Below are 12,819 nucleotides of genomic sequence, written 5' to 3' on the forward strand. Positions count from 1 at the left end.
GCACTGGCTACAGGTACTCTCATCGCGATATGAGCACCGAGAACCTCCCCAAGAGCCCTGAGCAGCCGCCTCGCAAGCCGCGTGTCGCCGTCGTCTTCGGCGGCCGCAGCTCCGAACACGGGATCTCCATGGTCACCGCCGGCGCCGTGCTGCGCGCCATCGACCGGACGAAGTACGACGTCCTGCCGATCGGCATCACCCGGGACGGCCGTTGGGCGCTCACGGCCGACGAACCCGAGCGCATGGCGATCACCGACCGCCGTACGCCCACCGTCGAGGAGCTCGCCGAGTCACACGAGGGCGGCGTCGTGCTGCCCGTCGACCCCGCGAACCGCGAAGTCGTCTACAGCGAGCCCGGTTCGGTGCCCAAGGCGCTCGGCGAGATCGACGTCGTCTTCCCCGTGCTGCACGGCCCGTACGGCGAGGACGGCACCCTCCAGGGCCTGCTGGAGCTGTCCGGTGTCCCGTACGTGGGTTCGGGTGTGCTCGCCTCGGCCGTCGGCCAGGACAAGGAGTACATGAAGCGGGTGTTCACCTCCTTCGGGCTCAAGGTCGGTCCCTACGTGGTGATCCGGCCGCGCGAGTGGGAGCAGGACGAGCCGGCCGCCCGCAAGAAGATCGTCGACTTCGCCGGGGAGCACGGCTGGCCGCTGTTCGTGAAGCCCGCGCGCGCGGGCTCGTCGATCGGCATCACCAAGGTCGACGACATCGGGGGGCTGGACGAGGCGATCGCCGAGGCCCAGCGGCACGACCCGAAGATCCTTGTGGAGGCGGCCGTGCGCGGCCGTGAGATCGAGTGCGGTGTCCTCGAGTTCGAGGACGGCCCGCGTGCCTCGGTGCCGGCCGAGATCCCGCCGCCGCAGACGCACGCCTACTACGACTTCGAGGCGAAGTACATCGACTCGACGCCCGGCATCGTCCCCGCGCCGCTGACCGACGAGCAGACCGCCGAGGTGCGGCGGCTCGCGGTGGAGGCCTTCGAGGCGGCCTCCTGCGAGGGCCTGGTCCGTGCGGACTTCTTCCTCGCCGAGGACGGGGAGTTCGTCATCAACGAGATCAACACGATGCCCGGTTTCACGCCGATCTCCATGTACCCGCAGATGTGGCAGGCGAGCGGCGTCGGTTACGAGGAACTGGTGGACCGGCTGATCCAGGCGGCCCTGCGCCGTACGACGGGTCTGCGCTAGCCGGTCCGTGCGGCGCTCAGGAGGCGATCCCCTCGGGGATCGCCTTCTTGACTGCGGGCGCCAGATCGACGAGCGGCGCCACACCGTCGCCGGTGTGCGCCCTGGGCAGGCTGACCTCGACATACACCGCGCGCAATGTCGTGGTGAAGCGGAACGAGCCGTCGTCCAGCTTCTGCAGCAGCCAGCCGACGCCGTCCGCCTCCAGGCCGTCCGCCTCCGGGTCGTCCATCTCCGCGGGCCTCGCCACCCCGCAGCGCAGTATGATCGCCGGGCTTCCCCAGCCCGCCGTCAGCGCGGACCGGGGCTGGGGATCGTTCCGGTCGAGGCCGTCCACCTTCCGCGGCAGCACCTTGTCCAGGTTCCGGCACAGCTTCGTGACCTTCGTGTTCGGACTGGGAACCGTGGCCGAAGGGGTGTCGTCGCTCGAGGAACAGCCCGCCGTCGCGATCAGCAGGGCGAGGGCGGGCAGACCTGGGAGCCGGTGACGGAAGAAGCGCACCGGCCAAGCGTAGACGGGGGCTACAGGTGCACCACCGGGCAGGTCAGGGTGCGGGTGATGCCGTCGACTTGTTGAACTTTCGCGACCACCATGCGGCCGAGTTCGTCGACGGTGTCGGCCTGGGCGCGCACGATGACGTCATAGGGACCCGTGACGTCCTCGGCCTGGATGACCCCAGGGATCTTGCTGATCGTCTCGGCGACGGTCGACGACTTGCCGACCTCCGTCTGGATCAGGATGTACGCCTGTACCACGGAACCTCCAGGGCGGCCACGAGGATCATGTGGGGAGAAGGGACGCCACGGTATCGCGTCGCCGCTCGTCGCGGGGAGACCCGCGGGGGCTGTGGCGTGAGCGCCGGGGAACACCGGCGACACAAGTTGACGGTCGACTCGACCGTACCGAGGTCGATGCAGGCACGCGACCGGGCGCGGCAGGGAACAGAAGGGGACGTACGACGATGAAGGGCACCGTGGGCGAGCTCGGGGAGTTCGGGCTCATCAGGGAGCTCACCTCCCGGCTCACCACCACCCCGGCGGTGCGGATCGGCCCCGGCGACGACGCCGCGGTGGTCGCCGCGCCGGACCGCAGGGTGGTGGCGAGCACCGACATCCTCCTGGAGGGACGGCACTTCCGCCGCGACTGGTCGACGGCCTACGACGTCGGGCGCAAGGCGGCCGCGCAGAACCTCGCGGACATCGCCGCGATGGGCGCCGTGCCGACTGCGCTGCTGCTCGGTCTCGTGGTGCCCGCGGACCTCCCCGTCACCTGGCCCACCGAACTCATGGACGGACTGCGCGACGAGTGCCAGGTGGCGGGTGCGGCCGTGGTCGGCGGCGATGTCGTCCGCGGGGACACGATCATGATCTCGATCACCGCGCTCGGTGATCTGCGCAACCACGAGCCGGTGACCCGCGCGGGCGCCCAGCCCGGCGACGTGGTCGCGGTGACCGGGTGGCTGGGCTGGTCCGCGGCAGGGCATGCGGTGCTCTCCCGCGGCTTCCGCTCGCCGCGCGCGTTCGTCGAGGCGCACCGCCGCCCAGAACCGCCGTACCACGCGGGCCCCGCCGCAGCGGGGCTCGGCGCGACCGCGATGTGCGACGTCAGCGACGGGCTGATCGCCGACCTCGGGCACATCGCGGAGGCGAGCAAGGTGCGTATCGACATCCGCTCCGGAACCATCGACATCCCCTCCCAGATGAACGACATCGGGCAGGCCGTCGGCGTCGACCCCATCCAGTGGGTGCTCACCGGCGGTGAGGACCACGCGATCGTGGCGACCTTCCCGCGGGACGTGAAGCTGCCCGCGCGCTGGAAGGTGATCGGCGAGGTGCTCAATCCCTCGGCCCTGCCCCAGGTGACGGTGGACGGGGCGCCGTGGACCAGCAAGGGCGGCTGGGACCACTTCGGGGACATCGAGGCGTAGCGCAGGCGCGCGGGAGCGCCACGTCGCCCGTCGGGGTTCCGGCCGCCCCGTAGGCCGGAACCCCGACGGTGCGGGCGGTCGGCTGGATGTCCGTGGGCCTCTTTCCGGGGCGCCGAAAGGCGGAGACGGCGGAGTGTACGCGTCGAGCGACAGAGGGTGACCATGTGCGCGCGGCAAAAAGCCGGCCCACTCGGTGGACCGGCTCCGTGCAGCGAACCAGCGGTGGCCGCGCGCTACAGGTCCCCCTGCTCCTGGAGTCCCCCCACTTCGGCCGGAGCCGGGAGTGGGGAGAAGCCGAGAGTCCGGGGGGTCGGCGTCAGCGCGAGACCTTGCCGGCCTTGATGCACGAGGTGCAAGCGTTCACGCGCTTCGGCGTCCCGCCCACCACGGTACGCACGCGCTGGATGTTCGGGTTCCAGCGACGGGGCGTACGGCGGTGTGAGTGCGAGATGTTGTTGCCGAAGCCCGGCCCCTTGCCGCAGACGTCGCAGTTGGCAGCCACGGGTCACTCCAAAGACTTCAGATGCACTTACGGTTGATCCCGGCATGCCGGGATCGAGATCGTACGATCTGAGTGGCGCTGCCAGGGGAAAGCCCGATCTGGATCGGGCAACCGGAGCAGCATACAACGGCTGCACCCGTACAACGAAACTACCATGGCCGCCCCGGGGAACGACGGGCTCGCGGACCCCCGCCCCAGGAGGCCGCGAGGCCCGGTGCAGGCAGTCCGTGCGGCCCTCTTCCGGCCACGGCCCCCTCTGGGTCTACGCTGCGTCCCACGTCCAGCAGCTCAAGGAGGCGCAGGTGGCGCAGGTTCCGCAGCCATTGGATGCTCTCGCGGTGCGCACCTGGTGCGGTCTCGCGCTCCAGGAGCTGGGGCGGGCCCGCGAGGAGATCGACGCGATCAACGTCTATCCCGTGGCCGACGGGGACACCGGCACCAACCTCTATCTGACCGTGGAATCCGCCGCGGCCGCCGTCGAGGCCGTCTTCGCCGGGTACGAGGAGGCGGGCGGCGATCAGCGCCCGAAGCTCGCCGACGCGGTGCGGGCCATGGCGCACGGCGCGCTCATCGGGGCCCGCGGCAACTCCGGGACGATCCTGGCGCAGCTGCTGCGCGGCATGGCACAGGTGCTCGCCGCCGACGGGGAGACCGCACACACCGACGCGCAGGGGCTGCGGCTCGCGCTCCGGCGTGCGGCCGACTCCGCACGGGACGCCGTCGCCCACCCCGTGGAGGGCACGGTCCTGACCGTCGCCTCGGCCGCCGCGGACGCGGTCACCGGCGTGGAGGACGACTGCGGCGGCGTCGCCCGGGCCGCGTACGAGGGGGCGCGGGCGGCTCTCGCGGCGACCCCCGGGCAACTCGCGGTCCTGGAGCGCGCAGGTGTGGTCGACGCGGGCGGCCGGGGGCTCGTGGCGGTGCTCGCCGCGCTGGTGGAGACGTTCACGGGCGAGGCGCCGCGGGTTCCGGAGGGCGCGGGCCGCGTCGTCGCCCCGCGCCCGGACGACGACGTGCGGGGCGTCACCCGGGAGTGCGCCGATCCCCCCGCTGAGGAGGGCGGGCCCGCCTACGAGGTGATCTACCTCCTGGAAGCCGGGGACGCGGCCGTGGCACGGCTGCGGCAGCGGCTCGACACTTTGGGGAACTCCCTCGTCGTGGTCGGTGGCGACGGGCTGTGGAACGTCCATGTGCATGTGGACGACGCGGGCGCCGCCGTGGAGGCGGGCATCGAGGCAGGACGCCCGCACCGGATCAGGATCACGCACTTCGCGGCCGGGGACGTGCACACCACGGGCGCCGGGCGGCCGCCGCGCGAGCCTGTGCAGCGCGCGGTGGTGGCCGTCGTGCCGGGCGAGGGCCTGGCCGCGCTGTACCAGGAGGCCGGTGCGACGACCGTGCTCGCCCGGGCCGGGGAACCGCCCGCGAGCGGGGAACTGGTGGAGGGAGTACGGCGGGCGCACGCACGCGAGGTGGTGCTGCTGCCGAACGACTCGGACCTGCGCCACACCGCGGCCGCCGCGGCCGAACAGGTGCGCACCGAAGGCGTCCGCGTGGCCCTGATCCCGACCCGGTCCGCGGTGCAGGGCATAGCGGCGCTCGCCGTGCACGAGCCGGAGCGGCGCTTCGACGAGGACGTCGTCGCGATGACCTCGGCGGCGGGGGCCACCCGGTACGCCGAAGTGACCATGGCGGAACGGCAGTCGTGGACGACGGCCGGCATCTGTCAGGCCGGGGACGTCCTCGGCCTGATCGACGGCGATGTGGCCGTCATCGGCTCGGACGTGACGGCCGCGGCGGAGACCGTTCTCGACCGCATGCTCGCGGCGGGCGGCGAACTGGTCACCCTGGTCCTCGGCGACGACGCCCCGGAGTCGATCGCGGCGCGTCTGGAGTCCCGGGTGCGCGAGTCGTACCTCGCGGTCGACACGGTGGTGTACCAGGGCGGCCGCCAGGGGTCGCTGCTGCTGATCGGCGTGGAGTAGCCCGAGCCCGTCCGCCCCCGGAACCGGGGGAGCCGGGTTCCCGGCCGGGTGACGCCGGGCGCCCGCCCGTAGCAGCGGGCGCCCGGCGCACCTCATCGCTTGCGGTGCTCCTCCATGAGCTCGAGCATCCGCTCGGCCTCCGCCCGCCGTGCCCGGGCGGTCTCCTCGCCGTCGGCACTCCCGTACGCCGACAGCACCGCGCGCGCGCGTGCCGACGCCGCGTCGGGGCGGCCGAGGTCGGCCTCCAGCCAGCCCGCGGCCAACTCCGCGCCGGTACGGGCGTCGAGGGTGTCTGCGCCCAGGGACGTGAAGGTCGCGATCGCCTCCGTGAAGTGCGCCAGCGCCTCCGCGAAGGCCGCAGCCACCGCCTCCTCGCCGGCACCGTCACCGACCGACCGGGCGATCAGCTCGCCGAACTGGCGCTGCGAATGACCGAGTTCGCCGGTCAGACGGTCACGCGCCCCGGTGTCCTCGGCGGCGCGGGCCGCAGTGGCGCACTCCTGTGCCGCCTGCGCCATCAGCTCCCGTGCCGTGTCGAGGTCGGCCTCCCCCTCGGCGGCGAGCCACGCGCGGGCCCGCAGACCGCGCACCAGGCCGTGCGTGTTGCCCAGTTCGCGCCACAGGTCGACGGCGCGGGCGTACGCCCGGTCCGCCTCCGCGGGCAGCCCGGCCCGCCCGAGCGCCTCGGCGGCCAGGTGGGCCAGCATCGCGTGGTCCCGCTGCTCCGGCCAGTGCCGGGCGATCTCCGCGGCCCGAAGCCACTGCTCGGCCCCCGCGCGGTGCTCGCCCAACTCGGTGAGGCAGTCGCCGAGCCACCACTGCGTCTGCACGATCGCCCCGTCGCCGTGGGTCTCGGCGGTCAGATCGGGCAGCGCCGACTCCAGCACCTCGGCGGCCTCCGCGAAGCGCCCCTGGCGGAGCAGGAATCCGCCCAGCAGATGGCGTGCCCACGCGCCCAGCGTCGAGGCCTCACCCGCCTCGTCCGCCCAGTGCGCCGCCTCCAGGGCGTGCTCGGCGGCCTCCGCGAACCCGCCGGACGTCCCGACCGCCTCCGCCAGTTCCAGATGGAGCCGGGCCTGCGCGACGGACTCCAGAACGCCCTGCCCGTGCTCGAGCGCCGCGCGGGCCGCTTCCTGCGCCGTCTGCGCGTCGCCGAGCTGCCGGGCTGTCCGGGACAACCGCACCTCGTGGTCCACCGCGAACCAGGGCAGGCCCGCCGCCACGTACTCCCCGGCCGCCTGCGCCAGCAGCCGGGCACCGCTCTCGGCGTCACCGGCGTGCACCGCCAGCTCCCCGAGCATGGCCTTCGCCTCGGCGGCCCGGGACGCGAGGCGTACCTGCGCGGTGTGCGGTCCGGCGAACGCCAGCAGCTCCCGCGCCGCCTCCTCGGCGGCCGACACGGAGCCTTCGTCCTCGCGCAAGCGGTGCATCAGGACGCGGGCGCGCCCCACGAGCACGGACGCCGTCTGCCGTACGCCCGTGCCGCCCGCCTCGTGGAGGGCGAGCGCCTGCTCGCGCAGTTGGCCGATCGTCTCCAGTGCCTCGTCGGCGTGACCCGTCAGGGCGCGGACGTACGCCGCGCGCGTGCGTGCCGCCAGTGCCTCACCGGGGTCGCCGGCCTCGGCGAACAGCTCGGCCGCCCGGTCGAACGACTCGGCGCCGTCCGGACCCATGCTCATCGCCTCGTGGTCGACGAGGTCCGCGCGGTCCCGGGCGTCGAGCTCCCGGCCCTCCGCTGCCCGTGCCACCTCCGCCCATGCGTCCATGGCGTCCGGGTGCAGTGCCTCCGACAGGCGCCGGGCCTCGGCGAGCAGATCCGGAAGGTCCCGCTCCCGGTCCGGGGCGGCCGGTGGCCGGGCCTGCACGGGCGCCGGACGGGCCGCGCGCACACCCAGCGGCAGCCGTTCCACCAGCGGGCGCCGGTCCATCCGCTCCCGGGTGCGTCCTGTGACATAGGACGTCCCGTTGCGTGCGTCGAAGCGGCCGGCGAGCGCCAGCGCCTCCCCGCGCGCGTGGGCCGCGAGATGCCTCGCGGTCCACTCCCGGCCAGCGGGGCCCGGCACCGCCTGGTCGCCGAACCCGCGTTCGACCAGCCGGTCCATCAGCAGGGCCGTCACGGCCATGAAGTCCAGCCTGCTGCGCGGCTCCCCGGAGTCCGTGAAGTACGCGGGCCGCTCGGCGAGCAGTTCCAGGCCGCGCGCCTCATTGCCGCTCAGCGCGCAGAACTCCACGTGGTCCGCGTAGGCGCTGCGCATGCTCTCCATGGCCCGCACGAGCCGGAAGCCGCGCAGGTGGTGCGCCCGGGCTTCGTCCAGGAGGCCCAGCCGCAGCAGCGGAACCAGGGAGGAGGCCAGCACGGCGTGCGGTTCGTGGGCGCAGACGTGCTCGCCCTCCAGGACCGGCCGCCACAGACGCAGCGCCTGCTCGTCGTCGCCCTTGTGGGCCTGCCACCACCCCTGGTCGTGCAGTTCGCACGCGTGGCAGTCGGCCATGTCGTCGCGGTCGGCCGCCAGCCAGGCCCGGTACGCCCGATCGGCGCGCTCAGTGTCCCCGACGTGCGCGGCGATGTTGAACTCCGCGCTGCGCACTGCACGCTCGGAGTGCCCGGCCAGCCGGTAGCGGTGCTCCATCTCGCCGAGCCACTTCTCCATGGAGGCGAGCGGGATGTGCGGCTGACCGAGCATGCCCGCCGACATCCACTTGAAGACCCAGTGCAGCGTGTGGGTCTCGTACGCGTCGAAGTCCTCCGGGCGCTCGTCCCACATGCGCAGCAGACGCGCGAACGGGACGAACATCTTGTCCTTCTCGGAGCTGTAGTTGTAGACCTTCAGCTGGTGTCCGAGCGCCTCGATCACGGCCAGCGGGATGTTCAGCTTCTCCGCCTCCACGAGCAGTTGCTCGGCGCGCGCGTTGCGCGCCGGGCCCTCCGGCTGCTCGTAGTTGTCCGCCATCGCCTGGCGCAGCGAGTCGAAATCCATGACCTGGCTCATCGGGAGCCGCCCTCCGGGAAGTCGGTGTGGGTGGCCCATTCGAGGAGGCCGATGAAGGCGCGGTTCAGCAGTGCGGAGTCGGCGGGCCGAAGAGGACGCTGGGCCATCAGCAGGGCCTGCCCGTAGAGGGATTCGGTGGCGGTGCCGATCAGTTCCGGGTCCTGGAGGGAACCGATCCGGCGGATCAGCGGGTTGAGGTGGTTGAGGACCAGCCGGGCCCGGGGCGCACTGCCGCGCAGCGACCCCAGGATGCCCGCCCACAGGTCGTCGGCCTGTTCCTCGGCGTCGGCGCGCGCCTGCTCGTGCCGGGCCGCCCGGTCGTCCAGGTGCAGCGCGGGCACCGAGAGGGGATGGAACGCGCGCAGCACGACGTCGCAGCCCAGCGGGTCGAGCTTGGCGCGAGCGGCCGCGAGGAACGCCGACAGGGCGAGTTCCTCGCCGGGGTCCACCGCGTCCAGGTGAGCGGTGACGGTGTCCGCGTCCAGCTCCGCGACCACCGTCCCAGGGCGCACCGACGGCAGCGCCTCCACCAGCTCGCTGTCGTACGTGTAACCGCCGTTGACCACGCCGACGCCCTGTGCTGAGGCGATCGGGGCGACCTGGCGGTACTCCTCGACGGTCCGGGTGAAGTGCACGACCGGATGGCGCTGTGCGAACTCCTCCAGGGACAGCCGTCCGTCCGTCGTCTCGAAGGGGAGCCACGGCAGCATCGTGCGCAGCATCTCCTTGTCGTGCCGCGCCAGCGACTTCACACCCAGGTAGTGCACGGAGAGAAAGGCCGCGAGACGCTCCGGGTCGCCGGCCGCGAGCCGGGTCAGCCAGGACCGGATGCGCTCCCCGAGGGCCTCGCGCACCGCCGCCAGCGTCTCGTCCTCGTACAGGGACTCGCGCGAGGCAGTGGGCCGCAGACTGTCCGTGTCGAGCACACAGCGGACGAAGAACGCCCATTCGGGCAGCAGCTGTTCGGCCCGCTCGGTGAGCAGCATGCCCTTCAGATGCACCCGGTGGCTCGCCCGCTGGGCCGGGCTGACGGCGGTCGGCAGGACGTACGCCACGCCGCGGACCCCGGCGAGCGGCACATCCAGGTCGATCGAGTCCAGCGGGGTGAAACCGAACAGGTCGTGGCAGTGGCGGGCCAGGGCCACCCTGCGGGTGGCCGGGGACGGATAGCCCCGGTCCCACGGCGCCGGCAGGTCGGTGATCGCCTCGTCGCCGACCCGGACGTCGTAGGGCAGCAGCGAACCGAAGTCCCGCGCCAGGGTGTGCACCCGGTCCGGGGAGAGCCAGTCGGCGGCGCCGGGACGCGCCTGAAGGTACACGGTGGTGCCCGGCTCGGGCCGGGCGTCGTCGGGCAGGGTGCGTACGACGTAGGAACCGTCGTCGCGAGCCGTCCACTCCACGGGCGCGGCCTGCGGCGTCCGGGCGCTGCGGCTGACCACCCGGATGCGCTCGGCGACGACGAAGCAGGCCAGCAGCCCGATGCCGAACTGCCCCAGGAAGTCCGAGCGGACCTCCTGGATGCCGTCGGCCCGTTTCGAACTGCGCCCGATGGTGGCGAGGAGACCGTGCACGTCCGACTCGGTGAGCCCGATGCCCGAGTCCTCGATACGCAGACCGGTGCCGTCCGCGTGCAGCCGGACCCTGGCCGGTGCGTCGGGCTGCACGGCACGGCGGGCGGTGATGGCGTCCACGGCGTTCTGCAGCAACTCGCGCAGATAGACCTTGGGACTCGAGTAGAGGTGATGGGAGAGCAGGTCCACCAGACCGCGCAGGTCGACCTGGAACGTATGAGGTGATTGAGGTGACTGAGGTGCCTGGGATGACTGCGAGGTCTGGGAGTCCATCGTCACAGCGCCGAGGGTGGGGGACTGACGACGGCGCGGGGTCGGGCGGTCCCGGTGGGGCGGCGACCGCGGGGCGAGCCGGAAGATGGGCCATCCTAGGCCGCGAGCCACCCCGCTGACCAGCAGATTTGCGAGACGTATACGGCGATGTCAGTGAGGTGGTGTGCAATGGATCTCGTGCCCGCACTGGAAGAACCGCTGAAGAAGGTGCTCGGCCCCGCCACCGCGAAGGTGATGGCCGAGCATCTCGGCCTGCACACCGTCGGAGACCTGCTCCATCACTATCCGCGCAGGTACGAGGAGCGCGGTCAGCTCACCCACCTCGCCGATCTCCCCATGGACGAGCACGTCACGGTGGTGGCCCAGGTCGCCGACGCCCGACTGCACACCTTCGCCTCGGCCAAGGCGCCCCGCGGCAAGGGCCAGCGCCTGGAGGTGACGATCACCGACGGCAGCGGCCGCCTCCAACTGGTCTTCTTCGGCAACGGCGTGCACAAGCCCCACAAGGAACTCCTGCCGGGCACCCGGGCACTGTTCGCGGGCAAGGTCTCCGTCTTCAACCGCCGACTGCAACTGGCTCATCCGGCCTACGAGTTGCTGCGCGGCGAGGATGTGGCCGAGACGGTGGACAGCTGGGCGGGCGCGCTGATCCCGATCTACCCGGCCACCGCCAAGCTGGAGTCCTGGAAGATCGCCAAATCGATCCAGACGGTGCTGCCGAGTGCCCAGGAGGCCCTCGATCCGCTGCCGGACGTCCTGCGCGAGGGCCGCTCCCTGGTCTCCCTGCCCGAGGCACTTCTCAAGATCCACCGGCCGCACACCAAGGCGGACATCGCCGACGCGCGCAACCGCCTCAAGTGGGACGAGGCCTTCGTCCTCCAGGTCGCCCTGGCCCGCCGGCGCCACGCGGACGCACAACTGCCCGCGGTGGCCCGGGTGCCGGCGTCCGACGGCCTGCTGACGGCCTTCGACGCCGACCTCCCCTTCACGCTGACCGAGGGCCAGCAGAAGGTCTCGCGGGAGATCTTCGACGACCTGGCGACCGAACACCCCATGCACCGGCTGCTCCAGGGGGAGGTCGGGTCGGGAAAGACCCTGGTGGCGCTGCGCGCCATGCTCGCCGTCGTCGACGCGGGCGGTCAGGCCGCCATGCTGGCGCCCACCGAGGTGCTCGCCCAGCAGCACCACCGGTCGATCGTCGAGATGATGGGGGAGTTGGCCGAGGGCGGGATGCTGGGCGGCTCGGAGCAGGCCACCAAAGTCGTGCTGCTGACGGGCTCGATGGGGGCGGCGGCGCGGCGGCAGGCGCTGCTCGACCTCGTCACGGGAGAGGCCGGGATCGTGATCGGCACCCATGCGCTGATCGAGGACAAGGTGCAGTTCCACGACCTCGGGCTGGTCGTGGTGGACGAGCAGCACCGGTTCGGCGTCGAGCAGCGGGACGCGTTGCGCGGCAAGGGCAAGCAACCGCCGCATCTGCTGGTGATGACGGCCACGCCGATCCCGAGGACCGTCGCCATGACCGTCTTCGGCGACCTGGAGACCTCCGTCCTCGACCAGCTTCCGGCTGGCCGCTCCCCGATCGCCAGCCATGTGGTCCCGTCGGCCGACAAGCCGCACTTCCTTGCGCGCGCCTGGGAACGCGTGCGCGAGGAAGTCGGGAACGGCCACCAGGCGTATGTGGTGTGTCCCCGTATCGGGGACGACGAGGACGAGCCGAAGAAGGCGCGGAAGTCGCCGGAGGACGAGGCGGAGAAGCGCCCCCCGCTCGCCGTCCTCGACGTGGCCGGGCAACTCGCGAAGGGCCCCCTCCAGGGGCTGCGGGTCGAGGTGCTGCACGGCCGGATGCCGCCCGACGACAAGGACGCGGTGATGCGCAGGTTCGCCGCCGGCGGGACCGACGTCCTGGTCGCCACGACGGTCATCGAGGTCGGCGTCAACGTCCCGAACTCCACCGCGATGGTGATCATGGATGCCGACCGCTTCGGGGTCTCCCAACTCCACCAGCTGCGCGGCCGGGTCGGCCGCGGCTCGGCGCCCGGTCTCTGCCTCCTGGTCACCGACATGCCGGAGGCGAGCGCCGCACGTCAGCGGCTGAACGCCGTGGCCTCCACCCTCGACGGCTTCGAGCTCTCCCGCATCGACCTCGAACAGCGCCGCGAGGGCGACGTCCTCGGCCAGGCCCAGTCGGGCGCCCGCTCCTCGCTGCGCGTGCTCGCCGTCATCGACGACGAGGAGATCATCGCCGAGGCCCGCGAGGAGGCCGCCGCGGTGGTGGCCGCCGACCCGGAGCTGGAGCTCCTGCCCGGTCTGCGCACGGCACTGGACGCCCTGCTCGACGAGGACCGGGAGCAGTACCTGGACAAGGGGTGACCGAGCGGCGACG

9 protein-coding genes are annotated in these 12,819 nt (G+C 72.5%); 4 read left to right on the forward strand and 5 right to left on the reverse strand.

Annotated elements, in window-relative coordinates:
- Positions 1-29: 29 nt before the first annotated feature.
- Positions 30-1,187: a D-alanine--D-alanine ligase family protein gene (locus ADL25_RS33895; RefSeq protein WP_059131734.1), complete on the forward strand. Its 1,158-nt coding sequence runs from the start codon at positions 30-32 to the stop codon at positions 1,185-1,187.
- Positions 1,188-1,203: 16 nt separating this feature from the next.
- On the opposite strand, the gene ADL25_RS33900 is transcribed toward ADL25_RS33895, so the two are convergent.
- Together ADL25_RS33900 and ADL25_RS33905 are read right to left on the reverse strand one after the other, a co-directional pair.
- The gene (locus tag ADL25_RS33900; protein ID WP_059131735.1) at positions 1,204-1,686 is read right to left on the reverse strand and encodes a DUF3515 domain-containing protein; all 483 of its coding nucleotides are present in this window, start codon (positions 1,684-1,686) and stop codon (positions 1,204-1,206) included.
- A 20-nt stretch (positions 1,687-1,706) separates the two neighbouring features.
- Positions 1,707-1,940, reverse strand: a complete 234-nt coding sequence (locus ADL25_RS33905) for an Lrp/AsnC family transcriptional regulator (RefSeq protein WP_059131736.1) — start codon at positions 1,938-1,940, stop codon at positions 1,707-1,709.
- 206 nt (positions 1,941-2,146) lie between these two features.
- Here ADL25_RS33905 and ADL25_RS33910 point away from each other — a divergent pair, with 206 nt between their 5' ends.
- Positions 2,147-3,112, forward strand: a complete 966-nt coding sequence (locus tag ADL25_RS33910; protein WP_059131737.1) for a thiamine-phosphate kinase — start codon at positions 2,147-2,149, stop codon at positions 3,110-3,112.
- 316 nt (positions 3,113-3,428) lie between these two features.
- On the opposite strand, the gene rpmB is transcribed toward ADL25_RS33910, so the two are convergent.
- Positions 3,429-3,614 (reverse strand): 50S ribosomal protein L28, encoded by a 186-nt coding sequence (gene rpmB, locus ADL25_RS33915; RefSeq protein ID WP_004924906.1) that lies wholly within the window; start codon positions 3,612-3,614, stop codon positions 3,429-3,431.
- A gap of 302 nt (positions 3,615-3,916) precedes the next feature.
- On the opposite strand from rpmB, the gene ADL25_RS33920 reads away from it, so the two are divergent.
- On the forward strand, positions 3,917-5,599 hold the full coding sequence (locus ADL25_RS33920) for a DAK2 domain-containing protein (protein ID WP_059131754.1): 1,683 nt from the start codon (positions 3,917-3,919) through the stop codon (positions 5,597-5,599).
- A 92-nt stretch (positions 5,600-5,691) separates the two neighbouring features.
- On the opposite strand, the gene ADL25_RS33925 is transcribed toward ADL25_RS33920, so the two are convergent.
- Entirely contained in the window at positions 5,692-8,577 is a 2,886-nt protein-coding gene (locus ADL25_RS33925; protein ID WP_059131755.1) for a hypothetical protein, read from the reverse strand.
- A gap of 8 nt (positions 8,578-8,585) precedes the next feature.
- Positions 8,586-10,433 carry an HSP90 family protein gene (locus ADL25_RS33930; protein WP_059131738.1) on the reverse strand — a complete coding sequence of 616 codons (1,848 nt, stop codon included), beginning with the start codon at positions 10,431-10,433 and terminating at the stop codon, positions 8,586-8,588.
- Positions 10,434-10,601: 168 nt separating this feature from the next.
- Here ADL25_RS33930 and recG point away from each other — a divergent pair, with 168 nt between their 5' ends.
- Positions 10,602-12,806, forward strand: a complete 2,205-nt coding sequence (gene recG / locus ADL25_RS33935) for an ATP-dependent DNA helicase RecG (protein WP_059131739.1) — start codon at positions 10,602-10,604, stop codon at positions 12,804-12,806.
- Positions 12,807-12,819: the final 13 nt, after the last annotated feature.

It is taken from the genome of Streptomyces sp. NRRL F-5122, assembly GCF_001507435.1.
Lineage (GTDB): Bacteria > Actinomycetota > Actinomycetes > Streptomycetales > Streptomycetaceae > Streptomyces > Streptomyces lannensis.

Excerpts from the sequence above, each read along its gene's own strand:
- ADL25_RS33895 (WP_059131734.1), top strand. The coding sequence starts at position 30 with ATGAGCACCGAGAACCTCCCCAAGAGCCCTGAGCAGCCGCCTCGCAAG.
- ADL25_RS33910 (WP_059131737.1), top strand. The coding sequence starts at position 2,147 with ATGAAGGGCACCGTGGGCGAGCTCGGGGAGTTCGGGCTCATCAGGGAG.
- ADL25_RS33925 (WP_059131755.1), bottom strand. The coding sequence starts at position 8,577 with ATGGATTTCGACTCGCTGCGCCAGGCGATGGCGGACAACTACGAGCAG.
- ADL25_RS33930 (WP_059131738.1), bottom strand. The coding sequence starts at position 10,433 with ATGGACTCCCAGACCTCGCAGTCATCCCAGGCACCTCAGTCACCTCAA.
- recG (WP_059131739.1), top strand. The coding sequence starts at position 10,602 with ATGGATCTCGTGCCCGCACTGGAAGAACCGCTGAAGAAGGTGCTCGGC.